At 47.1% G+C, this 20,835-nt stretch carries 22 protein-coding genes; 4 read left to right on the top strand and 18 right to left on the bottom strand.

All coding sequences use genetic code 11. From position 1 onward, the window contains the following. Positions 1–51: 51 nt before the first annotated feature. The gene (locus MiSe_RS28355; RefSeq protein ID WP_226586784.1) at positions 52–1,869 is read left to right on the top strand and encodes a C39 family peptidase; all 1,818 of its coding nucleotides are present in this window, start codon (positions 52–54) and stop codon (positions 1,867–1,869) included. 263 nt (positions 1,870–2,132) lie between these two features. On the opposite strand, the gene MiSe_RS28350 is transcribed toward MiSe_RS28355, so the two are convergent. Both MiSe_RS28350 and MiSe_RS28345 read right to left on the bottom strand, forming a co-directional pair. Next, the gene (locus tag MiSe_RS28350) at positions 2,133–2,633 is read right to left on the bottom strand and encodes a hypothetical protein (RefSeq protein ID WP_226586783.1); all 501 of its coding nucleotides are present in this window, start codon (positions 2,631–2,633) and stop codon (positions 2,133–2,135) included. Then, on the bottom strand, positions 2,620–2,859 hold the full coding sequence (locus MiSe_RS28345) for a hypothetical protein (protein WP_226586781.1): 240 nt from the start codon (positions 2,857–2,859) through the stop codon (positions 2,620–2,622). The genes MiSe_RS28350 and MiSe_RS28345 overlap by 14 nt, the downstream gene beginning before the upstream one ends. A 292-nt stretch (positions 2,860–3,151) precedes the next feature. Between MiSe_RS28345 and MiSe_RS52210 the strand changes: the two genes are divergently transcribed. Next, positions 3,152–3,421, top strand: coding sequence for a helix-turn-helix domain-containing protein (locus tag MiSe_RS52210; protein WP_307731553.1), 270 nt, complete (start codon positions 3,152–3,154; stop codon positions 3,419–3,421). A 66-nt stretch (positions 3,422–3,487) separates the two neighbouring features. On the opposite strand, the gene MiSe_RS28335 is transcribed toward MiSe_RS52210, so the two are convergent. The 4 genes from MiSe_RS28335 to MiSe_RS28320 form a co-directional block, all read right to left on the bottom strand. After that, a complete protein-coding gene (locus MiSe_RS28335; protein WP_226586779.1) occupies positions 3,488–4,114 on the bottom strand; it encodes a DOMON-like domain-containing protein in 627 nt (208 codons plus the stop codon). Between the two features lie 243 nt (positions 4,115–4,357). Next, positions 4,358–5,449, bottom strand: a complete 1,092-nt coding sequence (locus tag MiSe_RS28330) for a phosphotransferase enzyme family protein (protein ID WP_226586778.1) — start codon at positions 5,447–5,449, stop codon at positions 4,358–4,360. Positions 5,450–5,582: 133 nt separating this feature from the next. Then, entirely contained in the window at positions 5,583–5,780 is a 198-nt protein-coding gene (locus tag MiSe_RS28325; protein ID WP_226586776.1) for a hypothetical protein, read from the bottom strand. A gap of 21 nt (positions 5,781–5,801) precedes the next feature. Beyond that, positions 5,802–7,484, bottom strand: a complete 1,683-nt coding sequence (locus tag MiSe_RS28320) for an NAD(P)H-quinone oxidoreductase subunit 4 (RefSeq protein WP_307731552.1) — start codon at positions 7,482–7,484, stop codon at positions 5,802–5,804. A 186-nt stretch (positions 7,485–7,670) separates the two neighbouring features. On the opposite strand from MiSe_RS28320, the gene MiSe_RS28315 reads away from it, so the two are divergent. After that, entirely contained in the window at positions 7,671–8,234 is a 564-nt protein-coding gene (locus MiSe_RS28315) for a GNAT family N-acetyltransferase (RefSeq protein WP_226586774.1), read from the top strand. Between the two features lie 225 nt (positions 8,235–8,459). Here the strand turns inward: MiSe_RS28315 and MiSe_RS28310 are convergent, their stop codons facing one another. The 12 genes from MiSe_RS28310 to MiSe_RS28255 form a co-directional block, all read right to left on the bottom strand. Further along, positions 8,460–8,846, bottom strand: coding sequence for a type II toxin-antitoxin system VapC family toxin (locus MiSe_RS28310; protein ID WP_226586773.1), 387 nt, complete (start codon positions 8,844–8,846; stop codon positions 8,460–8,462). Beyond that, the gene (locus MiSe_RS28305) at positions 8,843–9,070 is read right to left on the bottom strand and encodes a type II toxin-antitoxin system Phd/YefM family antitoxin (protein WP_226586772.1); all 228 of its coding nucleotides are present in this window, start codon (positions 9,068–9,070) and stop codon (positions 8,843–8,845) included. Before MiSe_RS28305 ends, MiSe_RS28310 begins: the two co-directional genes overlap by 4 nt. 231 nt (positions 9,071–9,301) lie before the next feature. Further along, positions 9,302–9,436 carry a hypothetical protein gene (locus MiSe_RS28300; RefSeq protein WP_226586819.1) on the bottom strand — a complete coding sequence of 45 codons (135 nt, stop codon included), beginning with the start codon at positions 9,434–9,436 and terminating at the stop codon, positions 9,302–9,304. Positions 9,437–9,531: 95 nt separating this feature from the next. After that, a complete protein-coding gene (locus MiSe_RS28295; protein ID WP_226586771.1) occupies positions 9,532–10,032 on the bottom strand; it encodes a hypothetical protein in 501 nt (166 codons plus the stop codon). Positions 10,033–10,379: 347 nt separating this feature from the next. Next, positions 10,380–10,556, bottom strand: coding sequence for a hypothetical protein (locus tag MiSe_RS28290; RefSeq protein ID WP_226586770.1), 177 nt, complete (start codon positions 10,554–10,556; stop codon positions 10,380–10,382). A 136-nt stretch (positions 10,557–10,692) separates the two neighbouring features. Beyond that, the gene (gene psaB / locus MiSe_RS28285; RefSeq protein ID WP_226586769.1) at positions 10,693–12,918 is read right to left on the bottom strand and encodes a photosystem I core protein PsaB; all 2,226 of its coding nucleotides are present in this window, start codon (positions 12,916–12,918) and stop codon (positions 10,693–10,695) included. Between the two features lie 192 nt (positions 12,919–13,110). Beyond that, positions 13,111–15,405 (bottom strand): photosystem I core protein PsaA, encoded by a 2,295-nt coding sequence (gene psaA / locus MiSe_RS28280; RefSeq protein ID WP_226586767.1) that lies wholly within the window; start codon positions 15,403–15,405, stop codon positions 13,111–13,113. 164 nt (positions 15,406–15,569) lie between these two features. Then, entirely contained in the window at positions 15,570–15,938 is a 369-nt protein-coding gene (locus MiSe_RS28275) for a hypothetical protein (RefSeq protein ID WP_226586765.1), read from the bottom strand. A gap of 496 nt (positions 15,939–16,434) precedes the next feature. Further along, positions 16,435–17,898, bottom strand: coding sequence for a dihydrolipoyl dehydrogenase family protein (locus MiSe_RS28270; protein ID WP_226586763.1), 1,464 nt, complete (start codon positions 17,896–17,898; stop codon positions 16,435–16,437). 249 nt (positions 17,899–18,147) lie between these two features. Further along, complete coding sequence (gene cobD / locus MiSe_RS28265) at positions 18,148–19,221, bottom strand: threonine-phosphate decarboxylase CobD (protein ID WP_226586761.1); 1,074 nt, start codon at positions 19,219–19,221, stop codon at positions 18,148–18,150. A 25-nt stretch (positions 19,222–19,246) separates the two neighbouring features. Further along, entirely contained in the window at positions 19,247–19,528 is a 282-nt protein-coding gene (gene hbs / locus MiSe_RS28260; protein WP_226586760.1) for a non-specific DNA-binding protein Hbs, read from the bottom strand. Positions 19,529–20,433: 905 nt separating this feature from the next. After that, on the bottom strand, positions 20,434–20,571 hold the full coding sequence (locus MiSe_RS28255) for a hypothetical protein (RefSeq protein WP_226586758.1): 138 nt from the start codon (positions 20,569–20,571) through the stop codon (positions 20,434–20,436). A 26-nt stretch (positions 20,572–20,597) separates the two neighbouring features. Here MiSe_RS28255 and MiSe_RS28250 point away from each other — a divergent pair. Continuing rightward, positions 20,598–20,835: hypothetical protein (locus MiSe_RS28250; protein ID WP_226586757.1), on the top strand; the 238-nt coding region annotated here is incomplete at its 3' end.

The raw sequence follows: 20,835 nt of genomic DNA, 5'->3' as shown, positions 1-20,835 counted from the left end.
TTCGGCGGTGATTTTAGCGGTTATAGCAATCTGTTGCCACCGAATTTATCGTTGGTATCTGCAAGCGCTGTCAGTTTAAATTTAGGCAATAACAACAGCGGTGATGTAGCTGAAAAATCATCTGTAGATTCCCTAACGGGGCAGGTTTTATCGAATGAATTAGCTAACCCAATTGTAGAGTTAGCGCTGCAATCCGCTTACGGTTATCTCAAGGGATTGGCGACCGATGCAGATTTTATCAACAAGATGAATCTGGCTTTTGGCAATAATTGGAATGGCGAGGTTGCTAGTAAGTTAGTTCAAGAGTTTGGTGGGGGTAATTTTAGCGCGCTGCCAGGGATTGAGATTCTGCCATCTGCGGCGATAAATGGGGCGAATGGTGCTTTCGCTAGTTTGACGAATACGGTTTATTTATCCGAGGAATTCATTGCCCAAAATGCAGGTAATCCAGGGGCAATTACGAGTGTGGTGTTGGAAGAGATTGGGCATTACATCGACTCAAAGATAAATACCTCGGATGCAGCGGGAGATGAGGGAGATATTTTTGCCAGACTCGTTCAAGGTCAAACGATAAGTGCGGATGAACTTCTAGGGTTAAAAGCTGAGGATGATTCAGCAGTTCTCAAGTTAAATGGGCAAGTCTTTTGGATAGAGCAGTCAACTACCATTCCTCAAGTAACTTTTAAAACTTTTGAAAAAAACAAGTACGTCGTTGCTGAAGGCGGTGGCGGATCTACAGTCAATGCTAACCGTGACGTTGCTGGTCCCTGGGAAAATTTCACACTTATTGATTTGAATGGTGGCTCCTTGAATAACGGTGATGTTGTCAATATTCGCAGTCAAAATGGAAGCTATGTGGTTGCAGAAGGCAGTGGTGGAGGAGTTGTGAATGCCAATCGGAGAGCTGCTGGTCCTTGGGAAGAATTTCAAGTAATAAAAGTCAACGGCAGTGGACAAATTCGTAGTGGAGACTCCTTGGCACTTCGCGCTAAGAATGGACAATATGTGGTTGCTGAAGGAGGTGGTGGCGCAAATGTTAATGCTAATCGCAATGCAATTGGGCCTTGGGAAAAATTTATTATTAACTTCTCACAAGGACCAGATGGAAGACTCAGTCAGTTAGCCAATAAACCATCATCTCTGACAATCGACGAAATTCGAGAATACAGGCAGCTTGTTGTTCAACTACCTCAATCGGATCGTAGTCGGTGGTATGACACCCTACAGTACAAGGTTCCTTACTTTAACCAGCGGGATAATGAATACAGAGCTGTTGCTGATTATATGTGCAATGTGACTACACTTGCCAGCTGTCTAACTTATCTTGGTGTCAAGAATCCCCAACCAAATCGCCAGTTTGAAGATGTGCTTGACAACATTCTTCAAGCCAATCCATCAACATACCCTAACTACGGAGGTAATGCCCGTTACTGGTGGGATAACCTTTCTAAGTTGGCAACAAACTTTGGTGTTGGTTCCTCTGGAAAGCAGTATATGCCTGGGTTTTCATCAACGGATCTGGCCTTCTTTAAAAACTTCGCCAAAAACAACTGGGAATCCGCACTGAACGAAGGCAAAACCATTATGGCTGGTGTCTACACAACTAATCCAGGGCATATTGTAAAGGTGATTGATATTGATTGGAATCGTGGTGGAATTATTGTGGACGATCCTTACGGAAAAGCTCTAGATAGTGGTTTCAATGATTACCAGAGATTTAATTACTCTGGTAGTCTCAATACTACAAGTCGTGGTTCTGTCAATACACAGCAAGGTCAGGACGAATCGGGAATTGGAAACGATAACTTCTGGTCTTGGTCATATTGTGCAGAAGTTTTTGGTGACACCTGGTATTTGAAACTAGGCTAATCAAAGCATTAAAAGGCTGAACTTCTTTTCCTAGTCAATATTTTTCATGCTGAAAAGGTAGCGAGCGCTATTGTATTTGTGAAATGCGATCGCATCTTTGTTTGTCTACAATTTTGGAGTGCGTTCGCTTTTTTCCAGACACTCAGAAACCCGGTTTCGAGCGAGAAACCGGGTTTCTAGCATCAGCGATACGTGCTACGCACACGCTGCGCGATCGCACTTGGGAGAATATCTCAGCAGTGCGATCGCTTCAACATCACAGACTAACCCCGTACATACCCTTTCGATTGCTCGCTGGTGAGAAACTTTTGATAAGCTTCCTCATCACCTCCAAACGAGTCAACCGATACTTTAGAAACGATTTCGTAGGACATTGCATCAATTTCTTCTGGGGATAGAGGTTGGCGAACGCAATAGGCGATTGTAATTCCTCGAAACTCTGGTAATTCCTCTAAGTCGCAAGGTTCGTAATGAGTAACCCTGGCGATCGCCCATTCAGAAGGAACAACTTTATAAGTATTCCAAGGGCTACCTTCTTGTCTGACATGATAGGTGAGGCGCTCTCCTATTTTGATTTGGCGCTTGTGGATTGGGCGATGGTCATAAGATACCCGCAGGTTCCTCACCATTTGATTTCCAATTGCCAATTCATCGCTGTTAATTTCCACCCACTTTTCGCCTGACTGAATCATATAAATGACCAGAGTTGATTTGTTGGCAAGTGCGTCATATATTTCTTGGTCTTCCATATTATTCCTCAGCATCTTGATGATCCTGCCACATATCCCAAAAACTGGTTTGCTTACCTTTGAAAACGCAGTCATAGCCAAGCGGAACGCGCCCTGTTTTCTCGACTCGATCTAGTTCCCAGCCATACTTTTTAGCCATTTTGTCGCAATTTTCAGGAGAGGTAACAGCGTGTCTGTTTTCCGCTTCTGTATTTTCTTCCTCCTCGTCATCGTTGCGATCGCTACCAAATAGTCCAAACATTGATATTTTCTCCTTATTTTTGGGTTTCGATCAAAACCCAAAAATTTAGCCACCCCGCACGCAGGTTAAAGCAGGGTGGCTCTTGAGAATGTTAAAATCCTCATTTAGCCTCCCGACTGCCGCAAACAGTTTGGGTGGTCAGCTATCCATCGCTGCTGGTAACAGCTTTGGGTAGCAAAACTAAATTTTTGGGCGACATTAGTTGCTTGCGTTCAACCAAAGCAACCCTCAGCTGTGAGGATAGCGGTAAAGGGTAACGAGCGTCAAGCTGTGAGGTGTGGGCTATGGGGCGATGCGTTCGCGCCAGCGTACCGGAGGCATATCGCGCCGCGCTTTGGCTGTAATATTATGGTTAAGTCAACTTAATTATACTAATGGGGGAATCAGACAGTTAATGAGCAGTGTGGGAGAAAAGCTTAAACAACGACGCCAATCACTTTCTTTGACGCAGCAGCAAGTCGCCGATAAATTAGGTTTTACTAGGTGTAACTACTGTGAAAAATTGGGAAGCTGGCAGATATGTTCCAAAGCTTTATCTACAACAAACGAAAGTTTTGTGTGACTTGTTGAAGCTTTCTTTAGATGAGCTAGTAGATTAACTAAGGAAATTAGGCAATGCGATCGCACGTCACAACTCAATGATAAAACTTTCCCGCAAATGAAAGTCTGCCTCAGTTCCTCGATGCGTCAACGCCCAGTAAGTAATCTCACCATTTTTATGTTTAATTACTGTAGTAATTGCCACATCCAGTAATTGTTCTTCTGCCACAATTTTATCCAAATCAACATCTATACAAAGCGTCAAACTGTCTGCTTGATTATCAACCCTAAATGGTAGTGTACTAAAAGCTAATTCCTCTTGCATTCCTTGACGATATCCATCAAAACGATAGACATTCCACTGTGCGGCAGGGGAAAGGTTGAATTCCCAATATTGTGGGGAATTCTTAATACCAAGGAAGAACTCAAAACAGGTTTCTTCCCACAATTGGTGCTGGCGTGCGGGTGTATTAGACTGCTCCACTAACTCTTGTGGGATAGGCGTCTCGCCTGTCATAGAGTTTGTTTTTTGGAGAGGTCTATTGGCAGGGGGAGCGATACGCCTCACGGCAGGCGAAGCTCTCGCAATTTCTTTTAAATCACCTGTAACCTCATAACGGATGACAATTTTATTACTATTTCGAGCAATATCGCCTGCAATGCTTAAATTCGGCAGCGGTTTGTTAGAAGGAAAGGGTTGCAAAGAAAACATCATAGTTTTTGGTTTTAGAAACCGGGTTTTTTAGACAATACCTATGCCTACGGCACGCTGCGCGAACGTCAAAATCCGACACCCTAAAGGGTATCGCTATACAAACAAAGGCTGCCGACCCAGCCTGCATTTGATTTTAGCCTGCGTAGGCAGGCTTTGTTTGTGTAGCCCCACCCTTCAGGGTGAGGGCGTTTGACCAAAATCGCGAAGGTGTTGTCTAAAAAACCCGATTTCTGGAAGGTCAACTTATTTCATATCCTCGATAATACTACGAATCGTTGTTTCCTGGGATTCAATGCTTTCGGTAAGTTTAAATTGTACAAGCGCCCTCGCCAGATTGTGTTCTGGATGCTTCACTTTAAAGTAAACATTTCCTGCTAAATGATCGGCAAAGAATCTCAGTCCTAATTCAAATGCAATCAAACGAATTGCGTCGTACATGTAAGCATAGTCATTCTCGGTGAGAAATGCTTTGGCAACCGAGAGGTAACCCTGTAAAATTCCCTGAGATAGGTCAGTATCAAAATAAACGATCTCCCAATCTGCTGTTTCTTCTCCGGCGGGGTTGCAACCGGAGCGCAAACAGTCGCCGATGTCGTAATGTACCAAACCGGGTTTAACGGTGTCGAGGTCTACCACGCTGACGGCTTTCCTCGTAGCAGTATCAAACATAACGTTATTGATTTTTGGATCGCCGTGCATCAAGCGTAATGGCAGCTTGCCTTGGGTTTTGGCATTTTCTAGGATATGGGCTAAAGGAGTGCGATCGCTCACAAACTGCAAGCAATAATTCACTTCCGGGGATACCCTAGCGCTAGTTTTCGCCAAAACTTCCTCGTAGTACTGAAGGTAACGCGGTGTAATGTGAAACCCTTCGAGAGTATCGGCAAGTTTTTCCGGAGGTAAGTCGCTGATTAGATTATGAAACATCCCCAGTGCATAGCCAACTTCTCTAGCTTGTTGTGTATCCTGCATCGTATCGAAAGATTGGGAACCTTCAATAAAACTAATCGCCCGCCAGAAAGAACCGTCCCCATCTGTACAATAATCTTGACCATCTTTAGTTAACAATACGCGGGGTACTTCCCAACGACGATCGAGGGGTGCCTTCAGCAGGCGGTTTTGAACGTGTTCGGTGAAGGTACGCATATTCTGTATCACCAGTTCGGGGTGACGGAATACTTGCGTGTTGATGCGTTGTAGGATAAAGTGCCGTTCTCCGGTAGAATCCACTGTCACTAAGAAGGTGTCATTGATATTGCCATTTCCAAAAGCTTGAATGTCTATCAGCTTCCTAGATTGAGTGAATTGGTTAGCAACGGCAACAAGATTTTCCATAGGGTGATGTTTTGGATGTAGGGGCGGGTTTTACAAACGATCTCTGCCTCAGAGAAATATTTTAGAGAAACCCGTCCCGCCTTTATGTTAAAAAAAGCGATCGCTAGTTCAATTGCCCATAATAAAAAAAACCTTACCCCGTCGTTGCGTAGGCACACGGCATCAGAGATATCTCGGACAAACAGATAACTTTAATCGTGCCGTGTCCCGACTGCCTATCGTGGGTAATCGACCTGACATGATATCGCAAGGGAATTTTGCAAGTCGTAGATGTGATATTTGAATAGAAAAAAGCGATCGCTCTATAATCAAGCGATCGCCTAATTTCCAACTCAAATATAGTTCGATCCGATTACTCGATAATTCCCAGAACAGGCGCTACTTTAGACTCGGCAATGCTAGGAGCCAAAACCTTCTTAGCATAGAACTGGGAATTCTTTTGCGCGACTTGGGTATAGGATTGACGCATTTGAGCGTTGACTGCAACCGTCTTCGCGTCGTAAATCTGGGTAGCCAGTTTGGGATATACCCCAATCCCAATAATCAGCACGAAGAAGCAAGCAGCGATAAACAGTTCGCGAGGTTTAGCATCGTTATAAACTGCATTACCAGGTAGGACGCAACTCGTACCGAAACAAACTGCTTCGTCATCGCCATTTTTGCTATTGGTTGCACCACCCAGAACGCAAGCGGGTGCTGCACCAGGGTTGTAAAATACTTGTCGCAGCATCGAGAGCAAATACACCGGCGTCAGTATCAGTCCAACTGCGGCGAGGAATACCGTTACGATGCGGAATGGGGAACTGTAGATATCGCTATTTGTTACACCCAGGAAGACTGCGAGTTCGCTGACAAAACCGCTCATTCCAGGTAGCGCCAGGGACGCCATCGCACCTACTGTAAACAAGGCGAACACTTTGGGCATTACTTGACCCATATTGCCCATCTCGTTCATTGCCATTGTATGGGTGCGATCGTAGGTTACACCGGCGAGGAAGAACAAGACGGCGGCGATTAAACCGTGGGAAATCATTTGCAGCATCGCACCGCTAATTCCCAAGTCTGTATAGGAAGCAATTCCCAGCAGCACAAATCCCATGTGGGAAATCGACGAAAACGCAAGGCGGCGCTTCATGTTCGTCTGGGCAAATGAGTTCAGCGCACCGTAGATAATGTTGATAACACCCAGCATTGCCAGAATCGGTGCAAAGTAAACATGTGCGTCGGGAAGCAGTTCCATATTCAGGCGAATCAGTCCGTATCCGCCCATTTTCAGCAACACACCAGCCAGAATCATCGACACGGGAGCAGAAGCTTCGCCGTGGGCATCAGGTAGCCACGTATGCATCGGGAAAATCGCCAGTTTGACGCCAAACGCAACTAGCAATCCAGCATAGAGTAGCAGTTCTAAACCGAGTGGGTAATTTTTCAGACCGAGTTCGACCATATCGAAGGTCATGTTGTCGCCGTAAAACGCCATTGCCAAACCCGCGACCAGAATAAATATAGAAGCAGCTGCGGTGTAGAGCAAGAATTTGGTAGCCGCGTAGCGACGATTTTTACCACCCCAAATCGAAACCAGCAAGTAAACGGGAATTAGTTCGACTTCCCAAGCAATAAACAGCAGCAGGATATCTTGGGCGACGAACACCCCGATTTGTGCCGAATACAGCACCAGCATCAAGCAATAGAATAGCCGGGGTTTGCGATCGACTTGCCAAGCTGCAAACATCGAAAGCGTCGTCACTAATCCAGCTAGCAGTACGAGGGGAACAGATACCCCATCGACTGAAACTGCCCAGTTCAGACCTAACTCAGGCACCCAGGCATACTTTTCTGCGAGTTGAAAAGTAGCGCTGCTGGCATCGTAATGCTTCCAAAAGGCATAGCACATTAAGAAAAAGTCGGCGATACCTACACCGAGGGCATACCAACGCACTTGCTTGCCTTCTTTATCCGGCAGGAAGGGGATGAGCATGGAAGCAACGAGGGGGAGCAGGATGATTGCGGTCAGCCAGGGAAATTGATCCATCATGGCACTGAGCAAAAATACTTATTTGTGTATGATGTCATTCTACTAAACTTTGTAAAGTTTTGTTCCAATTTTTTTCATAGATCTTTACCCCATATTTCTATAGGCGGAACTATGGTAAAAAAGCATAAAATTATATCATGAAATGGTAACTTATTTAGATAAATTAGAGGATGTTCTGCTGATGCAATGTCTCCAATGATTTGGCAAACAGATCGATTAATCTTACGTGCCTTTCAAGATATAGACCTTCAACCTTTTGTGGCATATCGCTCAGACCCGGAAATTGCCAAATTTCAGTATTGGGATATACCATTTACCGAGGAAAAGGCGGCTAAATTCATTGAAGAGATGAAGCACATTCAGCCAGGAATCCCAGGCGAGTGGTATCAAATCGCTATCGAACTCAAAACGATGCATCAATTAATAGGAGATTGTGCGTTTTGCATTCTTGCGGAAGATTCCCAGCAAGCGGAAATTGGTTTCACTTTAGCGCGTCAATATCAAGGGAAAGGTTATGGAAATGAGGCTGTAACGCGGCTTTTAGATTATCTTTTCGCTGAATTGAACCTGCATCGAGTGCGCGCTATCTGCCATGTAGATAATCTCGCTGCCGCTAAATTGCTGGAGCGAGTGGGGATGCGGCGCGAGGCTGAATTTATTGAAAATATTTTGTTTAAAGGTAAATGGGCAAGCGAGTACTGGTATGGTATTTTACAGCGTGAATGGACAAAAGAAACCGGGTTTCTATGAAACATCGTCCCTTGGAAACTAAAAATCTACGCAGAAACCCGGTTTCTAGGCCGATCCTGCGTAATTAATAAGTGTAAAAAAATACCAGGAATAATTTCTGGTTGTAGGGAACGTCAGTAATTTTTGGCTTCACCGCCCAGATATAGCGTTATTTTGCGCTTGAATTTCATCTAAAACCTCGTGAGAGCATGGAAACTAGCATCTTTTAACTGGTGGTTGCAAAATTTACCACAATACTTGCACAGGGTAACTCCCAAAGGCGCTGTCTCTAGTTACTATAGGTATGCTCTCAACCAAACTTTGGGAAATTATGAGTCGATCGAACGGATCTTTATGGTGAAAAGGTAGCTTTGCTAACTCATCCAAATGTTCTGCTCGTATTTCAAGCAACTCAATCGCGTTACCATAAACCTGTTCTGCGAGCAAATCAGTGAGAGTCATTCCCAGATCCAGCTTGCCGATACTAACTTTAATTGATATCTCCCAAAGACTGGCAATGCTCAAAAATCTCTGATTTCCCAAATTTTCGAGCAAATTCCTGGCTGTATCGCTGAGATTTAAACTACCCTCGATAAACCATAAAAACGTATGGGTATCGAGCAATATCCTCATGGAGCGTATTCCTCAAAGTCTGCCAATGGCTCGTCAAAATCATCTGACATTTTCACTAAACCCTTAGCGCTGCCAAATTTGGGGATTGCTGCTACTGCCTTTAGCGGCACAATTTTGAACAATGTCCCATCACTGCGCGCGATCGCAACTTCTTCTCCACGCGCGGCTGTTTCAATTAGCTCTGCTAATCTAGTCTCAGCTTCTTTTAAGCTAACTTGGTACATTTATGGTTCCCATAAAACCTGCTATTTTAAATATAGCTTTATTTTAAAGTATTGATTCAAGCTTTCCACATGTCAATCAGCAGCCAAGTCAAATTACTTAGCTGGGTTTCGTTCAGTGCGATCGCATACCGTAAAACTAACCGATGACTGTGAAAGCGATCGCACTATTCAAAGTGTCCTGGGTTTTACTAACGCACCCTACCATGACTACCAAAGCAAGGGGACATGATATTACGCAGTGACACCAATTACGGTGTCCTGGTGCGTTATGTTATCACTAACGCACCCTACCATTACTTGAGGCGAATGAAACGCCAGCACGATGGGATCTTTAGGCACTCCCGCTGCAACGAGTTTGCTCGTAATCCCGTATTCAATACCTTAACTCAAAACTCAAAACTCAAAACTCTTTAAGCAGTGACACCAAGTACGGTGTGCTGGTGCCGTACTTTGCTCACTAACTAACACGGTTCCATGTCAACCAGAGCTGACCATGTTTGATAATCACATAGACATACTCCTTGTCGTGATATTCCCCAGCCGAACACCTCAGGTAAATTATCAATCATCGCTGGAACACCCTTTGAAAATTCAACAACACACACTGTTTTCCAGCCATCAGGTACGTTCGGAAATGGTATATCCATCTGCTGTGTCACTGCGATAATACGACTTGGTGCATCGATTACACTAGCGAGGTGATGAGGTCGAAAGTGTGTGCAATCATAACGCTCGTAAGAATGCACGCACTCATCTTGGTTGACCTGAAACATCATACTAAAATCTTTGGGAAGCTCAAGATCGGCGTAGGCATATCTAACAAAGACTATCCTGCTGTTGCGAGAAATTTGTGCAGGTAATCCTCGACGGAATGCTCGTCCCCGTTTTTGCACCTTTGCGGAGAGTCGCCCTTCAATCCAAAGATAGCGCTCCCAAAGTTCGGTATCGTTCTCGCTTCGCATAATCAACTAACCTTAAAAATGCCTGAACCCAATTGCAGCCCAACGTTCCCGCTCACTGGACGCAGACAACCTTGACAATTTAACGATAACTTGACTTCGTTCCGGTGCAGCTCCGATTGTTGGGCTGCGATCGCTGACTGTACTGCCATGTCTCATAAAATCTAAAGCATCTAGGTGTGCTGGTGCGTTACTGGTGTTGGCATAACAGTTACCTGTTCAAAATCAACAAATATTTATCTCCGCCAACCGCAGTTTTAAAGCTATTAGCGCTTAGATAAACTACCAGTACACAAATGTTGTAGGTACAATGTCAACACATATTTGACAATTCTGGAATCTCAACTTTGTTAAAATGCGATCGCTTGCACAATAATCTCTGTTTTTACCGAATTTGCCAGGAAACAGCTATGATGGGCTGCCTCGTGCATTTCCTCAATCTGTTTGTCGGTAGGCAAGTTATCTCCAGCAAAAATCGCCTGTGGACGCAGATAAACTTTGGCGAGCGCTAACTTCCCACTCGACAACTAATCCCGTACACAAGAAAACCCCTGGCCCCCTTGTAAGGCCAGGAGAGGAGAGTCTAAACTTTTAAACTTTTCAATAATTAATTAGGAATAAGAGATGGGTAATTAGAATTACCCATTACCCATCTCAAAAGCCTTAGCCGAACTTACCGGCGGTCGAGGCAATTAGGAATGCCCCGAAGGTGAAGACGAAGCCAACTGCGAAGTGAGCTAGACCCACCAAACGAGCTTGAACGATGGACAGAGCAACAGGCTTGTCCTTCCAACGAACTAGGTTCGCCAAAGGAGTGCGCTCGTGTGCCCATACCAAGGTTTCAATCAACTCTTGCCAGTAACCGCGCCAGCTAATCAGGAACATGAATCCAAGTGCCCACACGAAGTGCGCTCCCAGGAAGATCCAAGCCCAGATGGACAGGTTGTTCGTGCCGTAGGGGTTGTACCCGTTGATCAACTGAGACGAGTTCAACCAGAGGTAGTCGCGGAACCAACCCATGAGGTAGGTAGAAGACTCGTTGAATTGAGCCACGTTACCTTGCCATACGCACAGATGCTTCCAGTGCCAGTAGAATGTCAGCCACGCAATCGTGTTCAGCATCCAGAAGACCGACAGGTAGAAAGCGTCCCAAGCGGAGATGTCGCAAGTACCGCCACGACCTGGACCATCGCAAGGGAAGGCATAGCCGAAGTCCTTTTTATCGGGCATCAGCTTCGAGCCGCGCGCATCCAACGCACCCTTGACCAGGATCAGGGTGGTGGTGTGCAAGCCTAGTGCGATCGCATGGTGTACCAGGAAATCGCCAGGGCCAATTGTTAAGAACAGCGAGTTAGTGCCAGCGTTAATCGCATCCAACCAACCGGGTAACCAAATGTTTCCGTGGTTGGGCCATGCGGTTGCAGCAATGCTATCCGGATTGGATAACAAAGCATTCATCCCGTACAGCGCTTTACCAGAGGAAGCCTGAACGAACTGGGCAAATACCGGCTCAATCAGGATTTGCTTTTCAGGTGTGCCAAAGGCTACCACTACGTCGTTGTGTACGTACAAACCGAGGGTGTGGAAGCCCAGGAATAACGACACCCAAGACAGGTGAGAAATGATCGCTTCTTTGTGTTGCAGTACCCGATCCAACACGTTGCCTTTATTCTGTTCTGGGTCGTAATCCCGTACTAGGAAAATAGCGCCGTGGGCGAATGCTCCCACCATGATGAATCCAGCAATGTACTGGTGGTGGGTATAAAGTGCCGCCATTGTGGTATAATCCTGCGCCAAGAAAGCGTAGGGCGGCATCGAGTACATGTGCTGTGCCACCAGAGAGGTGATTACACCCAGACAAGCAAGGTGCCATCCCAACTGGAAGTGCAGCGAGTTGTTGTAGGTGTCGTAAATGCCTTGGTGAGGCATGTTGAACGGCCCTTCAACTGGTTTGCCAAAGAAAGTTTTGGCATTCATCATGTCTTTGATGCTGTGACCGATCCCGAAGTTCGTCCGGTACATGTGACCGGCGATGATAAACAGGACGGCGATCGCTAAGTGGTGATGCGCGTTATCGGTCAGCCACAAAGACTGGGATTGGGGATGGAAACCACCCAAGAAGGTTAGAATTGCTGTTCCCGCGCCTTCAGAAGTCCCGAAAACATGGTTGACAGAATCTGGGTTTTGTGCGTATACGCCCCAATTGCCAGTGAAGAAAGGTACCAAGCCAGCGGGGTGAGGCTTAACGGACAAGAAGTTATCCCAACCCACGTGAACGCCGCGAGATTCGGGGATAGCAACGTGAACCAGGTGACCAGTCCAAGCCAAAGAGCTAACGCCGAACAAACCAGCCAAGTGGTGATTCAGACGAGACTCAGCATTCTTGAACCAAGACAAGCTGGGACGGAACTTCGGCTGTAAGTGCAGCCAACCCGCAAACAGCATCACCGAGGCGAGAATCAGGAGGAATATCGAACCTTGGTACAGGTCGGCATTCGTCCGCATCCCTTGGGTATACCACCACTGGTACAAACCAGAGTAGGTAATATTGACGGGGTAGGCAGCGGTTGATTGGGTAAACGCATCAATCGCCGGTTGACCGAATTGGGGGTCCCAAATCGCGTGAGCAATGGGACGGACATTCAGGGGATCTTTGAGCCACTGTTCAAAGTTACCTTGCCAAGCGATGTGGAACAGGTTACCGGAGGTCCACAGGAAAATGATTGCGATGTGACCGAAGTGGGAAGCGAAGATCTTTTGGTAAAGATTTTCCTCCGTCATTCCGTCATGGCTTTCAAAATCGTGAGCCGTGGCAATCCCGTACCAAATCCGACGAGTCGTCGGGTCTTGGGCCAAATCTTGGCTAAATTTTGGGAATTTTGTTGCCATACTCGAATGTTGTTTTGAGTCTTGTCAACTTGTTTGTTTTTGCTAATTGCTAATTGCTAATTGGTAATTGGTAATTGGCAATAGTAATTTCAAATTTCAGACCGCTAATTGGGATTCAATCCAAAATCCAAAACGACCCATTACCCATTACCCATTACCTCTTGTTCCCCAGGCGGTCGCCTGGGAACGCCATTAGCCAATTGACAGCGAGCGAGCTAGGAAGAATGCCCAGGTTGTGGCAATTCCTCCCAAGAGGTAGTGAGCTACACCCACCGCACGTCCCTGAATGATGCTCAGAGCGCGAGGTTGGATTGCCGGAGCCACTTTCAGCTTGTTGTGCGCCCAAACGATGGACTCGATTAATTCTTGCCAGTAGCCGCGACCGCTGAACAAGAACATCAAGCTAAACGCCCAAACGAAGTGAGCGCCCAGGAACATCAGGCCGTATGCAGACAGCGCTGAGCCGTAGGAGTTGATTACCTGAGAAGCTTGCGCCCACAGGAAGTCCCGCAGCCATCCATTAATTGTGATGGCACCAGCCGCGAAATTACCGCCCGTGACGTGAGATACGGTACCATCGCTGGCAACAGTTCCCCACACATCGGATTGCATCTTCCAGCTGAAGTGGAACAGTACAACTGACAGACAGTTATACATCCAGAACAGACCCAGGAAGACGTGGTCCCAACCAGAAACCTGGCAGGTGCCGCCCCGTCCCGGACCATCGCAGGGGAAGCGGAAGCCCAAGTTGGCTTTGTCTGGAATCAGGCGCGAACTGCGGGCAAACAGCACGCCTTTGAGCAGAATCAGTGCTGTGACGTGGATGGTGAAAGCGTGGATGTGGTGAACCATAAAGTCCGCCGTTCCCAACGCAATCGGCATCATCGCCACCTTACCGCCGACTGCGACAACGCCGCCGCCGAAGGCATGGCTAACCGTAGCCAGCGCATGGGGCGCTGTATTTCCGGGAGCCAAGGTGTGGATATTTTGTACCCACTGAGCGAATACGGGTTGTAGTTGAATTGCCGTATCCGAGAACATGTCTTGAGGACGACCCCAGGCACGCATGGTGTCGTTGTGGATGTACAGACCGAAGCTGTGGAAGCCCAGGAAAATACATACCCAGTTGAGGTGAGAAATAATGGCATCCCGGTGACGGATTACCCGATCCAGCAGGTTGTTTTGGTGAACCGCTGGGTCGTAGTCCCGCACCATGAAGATTGCCGCGTGGGCAGCAGCGCCTACAATCAGGAAGCCGCCGATCCACATGTGGTGAGTGAATAAAGATAGCTGCGTCGCGTAATCGATCGCTTGATAAGGATAAGGCGGCATCGCATACATGTGGTGTGCCACGATGATGCTCAGCGAACCCATCCATTGCAGGTTCCACGACAGTTGGCAGTGCCAAGAAGTCGTGAAGATTTCGTACATCCCTTTATGACCTTCGCCAGTAAAGGGTCCTTTGTGAGCTTCCAGGATTTCCTTGAAGCTGTGACCGATGCCCCAGTTCGTCCGGTACATGTGACCGGCAATGATGAACAGGACGGCTAATGCCAGGTGGTGGTGTGCCGTATCCGACAGCCACAAGCTACCTGTAACTGGGTTCAGACCTCCCTTGAAGGTGAGGAAGTCGGAATAAGCGCCCCAGTTCAACGTGAAGAACGGCGTCAATCCCTTAGCAAAGCTGGGGTAAAGATCCGTCATCAAGCTGGAATTCAACATCCACTCGTGGGGCAAAGGAATATCTGCCGCCGTCTTGATGAGTTTACCGCCAATCGTCAAGGGTTTTCCAGCATCGATCGCATCCAAGCAAGCCGTGATCGGCATCGAGATGTGGATTTGCTGTCCGGCATAACCCAAGCATCCGCAACCCAGCAATCCTGCCAGGTGGTGGTTCATCATCGACTCCACATTCTGGAACCATTCCAGTTTGGGAGCGCGTTTGTGATAGTGGAACCAACCCGCGAATAGCATTAAGCCTGCCATCACTAATGCCCCGATAGCGGTGCAATAGAGCTGGAACGAGTTCGTGATGCCGTTGGCGCGCCACCAGTAGAACAGACCGGAAGTGATCTGAATCCCGTGGAAACCGCCGCCGACATCGGCGTTAAGGATTTCTTGACCCACGATGGGCCACACTACTTGCGCGCTAGGCTTAATTCCCAAGGGATTAGCTAGCCAAGCTTCGTAGTTGGAGAACTTAGCGCCATGAAAATACATGCCGCTAAGCCAGATAAAAATAACTGCCAGGTGACCGAAGTGGGCGCTGAAAATTTTGCGCGAAACATCTTCTAAGTCGCTGGTGTGGCTATCGAAATCGTGAGCGTTGGCGTGCAGGTTCCAAATCCAAGTTGTTGTTTTTGGACCCCGTGCCAGAGTGCGGTCAAAGTGTCCCGGTTGTCCCCATTTTTCAAATGAAGTTGGCACCGGGTCTTTATCAACCACGACCCTGACCTTCGCCTCCCGCTCTGGAGGACTAATGGTCATTAACTCTCTCCTTGATGAGGGTTATTAGTTATTAGTCATCGCTGATTGGTCTTAAGTCATTGGCATGACTTATCAATTCAGCACTTTTGACCAATAACAAAAGCACATGAAACAACCCATGAAGGTATTTCCTCACCCAAGCTTTCCTGTGGAAAGGAAAAGGTTCAAGTGAGGAACGAGCCAAAGCGATCGCTCCGCGTCGGGTGGGAAAATCCCCGGCGGTCATGCCCGGAAACAACCCAATTTCTGCCGTTGGATTTCGCTACTACGGCACAAACTACGTTATTTCTTGCTAAAAAACTGGAAACAGACTCTCCCCACTCCTCTGGTAAATCCATAGGAGCCTTAACACAGGCGATCGCTCTTAATCGCTCAGCTAATCTCAGCCCATCTTTCTGACTGATGACCTGTTGACAACATTTTTCCCACCTAGTTGGGTGTTTTGTCAAGCATTTTCCCAAGGGGAGAAAATTGCCATCAACATATAACCCAGTTCCTTTCGGATTCTGGAGTTCAGCTTCATGGTGTATCATGAGTTAATAGCTCCTTACGGAGTTAGTACAAGTTCCCCGTCGTAGCGGTTTCCCAGGCCAGATGCGGCGGGTTCACTTTATCTTGGTCAAAGCCCAACAGCCTGCAACTAATCTTTACGACTTTTGCTTGCTATTAGGTTTTTCCTGTGCTGCAAAGCACTGTAACGACAAACGAATAAGTTCGCTATGAGGTTTTGTACCTCATTTTCGAGATCATTGACAGCTATCTTTGCAAAACTACAACATCAATCAGTCCTATCAGCCGTTAATGTTAATTTATATTAATTTTATTATGAGATATGGGAGTTCAAAACCTTTACCAATCAAGGCTTTGAACCAAAATTAACAAAATATTAAGTTAATTTAATTATTGCTAAAAACAACGGCTAAAGCGGCTGAAGGGGAATCGCTAATAGGTAATTGGTAACTGGAAAAAGCCAACTTACCGTCTCCATAAAGATAACTAAAGCTTATAGCTATGATAAGCTAAGTTAAATCAAGCAGACCAAGAGCGGCGAATGTTGAAAAAGCTTTCTAGGAAGTTTTGTTTTGAGAGATTTTGGTTTAAAAGCTGTTGACTCCAGTCGGAAGCAGTTTGGGCATTAATGTCACCCAGGGTGGGAAAAATAGTGGGAAGATGAGCGATCGCCTCCACTTTAATTCGCTTTTGCATAGCCAGAGCGATGGCGCCAATTAACTCGCTAGCTTCTGGTCCCACCAAATGGGCACCGATAATTTCACCGTTTTTCAGCACTAAAATTTTACAAAAACCCGTGGTTTCCCCGCGCATTTGGGCTTGATCCACACCTTTAAAATACCGGCGCAAAACCATGACATCATCCCCATAGCGGCGGCTTGCTTGTTCTTCGGTTAAACCCACCCGTGCCAATTCGGGATCGGAAAAGATTGCCCAGGGAATGTAGCGATAATCGACCTTGTAAAAAGGGAAAAATAGCAGATTTTTCAAAGCAATTCTGGCTTCATAAGTAGCCACGTGGGCGAACCGATAGCCCCCCAAAACATCGCCACAAGCATATATTCGGGAGTTAGATGTTTGCAATTTTGGGTTGACGCGAATGCCGCGTTCGTTTACCTCAACCCCCACGGATTCTAAATTTAAATTATCGACGTGGGGCTGCTGACCAATCGCGACTAAAATTTCATCGGCTTCAATCGCTTGATCCCCGGCTTGAATCCACTTTTTATCTTGAATCCACTTGACTTGAGTCACTCGGCGATCTGTCAGAACGCGAACGCCCTCGGCTTCTAATTGCGCTTGAATTAACAGATTAGCTTCTGCATCTTCTTTAGGTAAAATTTGGGGACTGCTGACAACTAGGGTAACGCTAGAACCAAATCTGGTAAAAGTCTGAGCTAATTCAATTGCTTGCGGGTCGCCGCCGATGATACTTAAGGTTTTGGGTAGTTTAATATTAGCTTGCTGCCAGATAGTATCGGGAGTGAGATAGCCAGCACTTTGCAACCCGTCAATTTCTGGAATCATGGGACGAGATCCGGTGGCGATTAGGTAAGTACGCGAGCGCAAGATTTGCTCGTTAACCACAAACCCCAAGTAAGGGCGGCGACAAAATTCCCCCGCCCCAAAAATAACATCAACGCCCAATGCCGCCAAAACTGCTGGTGAGTGTTGTTCATCTAAAGCAGCGACTGAACCTTTAGCCCATTTGAGCGCTTCGGTAAATTGCACCCCCACTTTTGGCAGGACAATTTTTTCATCTAATTCCAAATTTACGCCAAACGCTTTCGCGCTCCGCATCTGATGGGCTACCCGCCCAACTTGGTTTAAAGCTTTGCCGTATTTAGCAAAAGATTCCGACCAACTTGAACCTAAAAGCGGCAAAGCTACCAAAGCAACGCGGGCTTTCAAATAAGTTGCTTTGATCGCAGCATAAATCCCCGCAGGAGTACCGCCAATTACAACTAGATCGTAGTCAACCATAGGGATTGGAGATTTGAGATTTCAGATTTGGGATTGAAGAATTATACCTGTCCAGAAACCCGGTTTTTTAGAAATGGCGAATTGCGAGCTTGCTAATTGCGAGCTTGCTAATTGTCTCCAGAGCAGCCATTAGCGATTAGCAAGCTCGCAGTTACACAACGGTTGCTACCCAACATGATATGACGCCCCTTGTTGGTTTCAGATTGATATTTAAATCTGCAAGTCTGTTATCTGAAATTGGCAATTATTTTAATTGAGGATTTGTGCCAATCCTTCAATCAGGCGTTGGTTATCGGCTGGGGAACGAACGGCTACCCGGAAAAAGCGATCGCCTAGTTCTGGAAAGCTAACGCAATCGCGGATCAGAATCCGACTCTGCTTGAGTAACTTCTCCTGAATCAGAACGCTAGATTGTTCCGACTGTACAAGTAAGAAATTGGCAGCACTCCTGTAGGGATGTAACCCCGGTAATTCAGCAAGACCTTGAAATAACCGGGGTCTAGCCCCACTCAGCCAATCCCAAGAAAGCTGCTCAAACGCTTTATCTTGTAAGGCAGCAACGGTGGCGGCGGCGGCTAAAACGTTGACAGGCCAAGGATCGCGCCACTGCTGCCATTGCCGGAGTCGATTTGGATGCGCGATCGCATAACCCAATCGCAGTCCTGGAAGGCTGTAGAATTTGGTCAGACTTCGCAGAATTACCAAATTCGGATACTCCGGCACCAACCGAATCAAGCTTTGCTGTTGGTGGGGCGGTACAAAGTCCATAAAAGCTTCATCCACCACCACCAACGCGAATTGATCCAACAACGGCAGAATCGTTTCCCGTGAAAATAACTGACCCGTCGGATTGTGGGGGTTATTCAGCAGTAGACCCGTTCGGGAATTGGTAATGGGTAATTGGCTAGCTTCTGCCCTATTACTCATTACCCACGACCCATTAACCAAAGGCCACTTTAACACCTTGGCCTTAAACGCCAAGAGTGCCCTGAAATAGTCGCCAAAGGCTGGCGTTACCAGGTAAGTGGCTTCGAGTTCCGATAACTCCCTTGCTGCCCAAGTCAGCAGTTCCGCAGAGCCGTTCCCTGGCAAAATCCAGTCAGATGGTAGATGATGCGCCATAGCGAGAATTGCCCGCAGTTCGGAATAGTCTGGATCGGGATATGCCCTAGTGTCTTGTAGGTGGGCAACAATCGCCGCCAGCACTGATTCCGGTGGTCCCAACGGGCTGATACTCGCAGAAAAATCAACAATAGCGGTGGGGGGACAGCCTGCAACTGCGGCTGCCCAAGCTAAGTTCCCCCCGTGCTTTGGTCGATTCAAGCTTCGATTCTTCCTTTGAAGTCCCCTATTTTGGGGGCGCGACTTTTTCTTTAAACAGCTTGCCAGGAGAAAAGGCAGGCACTTTCGTTGCCGGGATTTCCATTTTGTCGCCCGTTTTAGGATTGCGACCTTCCCGCGCTTTGCGTTCCCGTGGCTCAAACGAGCCAAAGCCCACCAGGGTCACTTTATCCCCGGAGGACACCGCTTCCACAATCGCCTCTAGGGCGGCTGTCAACACTGCGTCTGCTTGTTTCTTGGTGACATTGGCCTTATCGGCTACAACATCCACTAATTCGCCTTTATTCATTTTTTTCCGATCTCCTTAGAGAAATCTGCTTTGTCGATGTGGAAGCCCCATCCCGAATGCGGGCGTGGGGCGTCTTCAACGCTTCCGGGTCTTGGCAAAAAGGCCCAGTCGCGCTATATGAGCGGGGGTATTTCAATTCAAAATCTCTGAAATGCCCATCCGCTCGAAGTTTTACTGCCTTATTCTAAGGTGTAGTTGCCGAATATGGATCGATGAAACCTTTAAGTTATATGGATTTGGGGATTTTTTTCGCCCTACCCACTCTCACCCCTGTAATTTTATGGTTAACCCGCCTTAAAATTCCTTCTAAGACGGGTTGACATTTGATGAATTATATGGTTTTTATCTCGATCTCGGTAGGTTGGGTTGAGGTAACGAAACCCAAATCCAAAAGGTTCAGGACTGACGCCAAGAAACCGGGTTTTGATCCCAGAACCTATGCACGACGATGCCAGCAACCGGGTTTCTTCGTAAACAAGACTTACGCAAAATTTCTGCATGCAGAGTGCGTTATATCGAGTCCCTTCGTATCGGACTTGTATGGTTAATGGTGCTGTAGGGGCGGGATAACCCATCAATCTTTGATCGGAAGCGAACTGTGTTGATAAACCCGCCCCCCGCGTGCAATGCCGATGCCTAAGGACATGATATAATATCATGTCCTTAAGATTACCCATAATTAGGAGTAGGGAACACGATCAAGGTTATCTGTTTGTCCGAGATATCTATCATGTTCCCTACGCAACGACGCGGTGAGGTTTTTTTATTATGGGCAATTCAACGGACATGATATTAGCTGTCTTCGTAACGCACTACCGATGCCTAAGGACATGATATTACAGCGGATTGCACCCGCATGAGGTACACCTTCCTTCGCAGTGTGCGGGCACCATGCGCGGGTGCCGCTACACTTGCCTTGCGCCAAAAGGCTTTCCCTCACTCACTTGCAATCCGCTGTAAGCAGGTGAATATAAGTAAAGCGAACACCGGGCAGGCGGGACTCCCACCCCACAAGAGATCTGTAACTCTTGTGGGGTGGGCATTCTGCCCGCCCTATGCTGACATAACTATGTCAACTAATATCTTGCACCTGTTGCAACAATCGGCAGGCGGAGCCTCCAAACCCTCGTTCCCAGGTTCAACCTGGGAACGAGAAAAACCTGGGAACGAGAAAACGAGAAAAGCGAACACCGGGCAGGCGGGACTCCCACCCCACAAGAGATCTGTAACTCTTGTGGGGTGGGCATTCTGCCCGCCCTATGCTGACATAACTATGTCAACTAATATCTTGCACCTGTTGCAACAAT

This window comes from Microseira wollei NIES-4236, from assembly GCF_020521235.1.
GTDB classification, from domain to species: Bacteria; Cyanobacteriota; Cyanobacteriia; order Cyanobacteriales; family Aerosakkonemataceae; genus Microseira; species Microseira wollei.
The sequence above is the reverse complement of the archived record's forward strand: the minus strand, read 5'-3'. Positions and strand labels throughout refer to the sequence as shown.

Excerpts from the sequence above, each read along its gene's own strand:
- MiSe_RS28350 (WP_226586783.1), bottom strand. The coding sequence starts at position 2,633 with ATGCTGAGGAATAATATGGAAGACCAAGAAATATATGACGCACTTGCC.
- MiSe_RS28345 (WP_226586781.1), bottom strand. The coding sequence starts at position 2,859 with ATGTTTGGACTATTTGGTAGCGATCGCAACGATGACGAGGAGGAAGAA.
- MiSe_RS52210 (WP_307731553.1), top strand. The coding sequence starts at position 3,152 with ATGCGTTCGCGCCAGCGTACCGGAGGCATATCGCGCCGCGCTTTGGCT.
- MiSe_RS28335 (WP_226586779.1), bottom strand. The coding sequence starts at position 4,114 with ATGATGTTTTCTTTGCAACCCTTTCCTTCTAACAAACCGCTGCCGAAT.
- MiSe_RS28330 (WP_226586778.1), bottom strand. The coding sequence starts at position 5,449 with ATGGAAAATCTTGTTGCCGTTGCTAACCAATTCACTCAATCTAGGAAG.
- MiSe_RS28320 (WP_307731552.1), bottom strand. The coding sequence starts at position 7,484 with ATGATGGATCAATTTCCCTGGCTGACCGCAATCATCCTGCTCCCCCTC.
- MiSe_RS28315 (WP_226586774.1), top strand. The coding sequence starts at position 7,671 with ATGTCTCCAATGATTTGGCAAACAGATCGATTAATCTTACGTGCCTTT.
- MiSe_RS28310 (WP_226586773.1), bottom strand. The coding sequence starts at position 8,846 with ATGAGGATATTGCTCGATACCCATACGTTTTTATGGTTTATCGAGGGT.
- MiSe_RS28305 (WP_226586772.1), bottom strand. The coding sequence starts at position 9,070 with ATGTACCAAGTTAGCTTAAAAGAAGCTGAGACTAGATTAGCAGAGCTA.
- MiSe_RS28295 (WP_226586771.1), bottom strand. The coding sequence starts at position 10,032 with ATGCGAAGCGAGAACGATACCGAACTTTGGGAGCGCTATCTTTGGATT.
- psaB (WP_226586769.1), bottom strand. The coding sequence starts at position 12,918 with ATGGCAACAAAATTCCCAAAATTTAGCCAAGATTTGGCCCAAGACCCG.
- psaA (WP_226586767.1), bottom strand. The coding sequence starts at position 15,405 with ATGACCATTAGTCCTCCAGAGCGGGAGGCGAAGGTCAGGGTCGTGGTT.
- MiSe_RS28275 (WP_226586765.1), bottom strand. The coding sequence starts at position 15,938 with ATGATACACCATGAAGCTGAACTCCAGAATCCGAAAGGAACTGGGTTA.
- MiSe_RS28270 (WP_226586763.1), bottom strand. The coding sequence starts at position 17,898 with ATGGTTGACTACGATCTAGTTGTAATTGGCGGTACTCCTGCGGGGATT.
- hbs (WP_226586760.1), bottom strand. The coding sequence starts at position 19,528 with ATGAATAAAGGCGAATTAGTGGATGTTGTAGCCGATAAGGCCAATGTC.
- MiSe_RS28255 (WP_226586758.1), bottom strand. The coding sequence starts at position 20,571 with ATGCCCACCCCACAAGAGTTACAGATCTCTTGTGGGGTGGGAGTCCCG.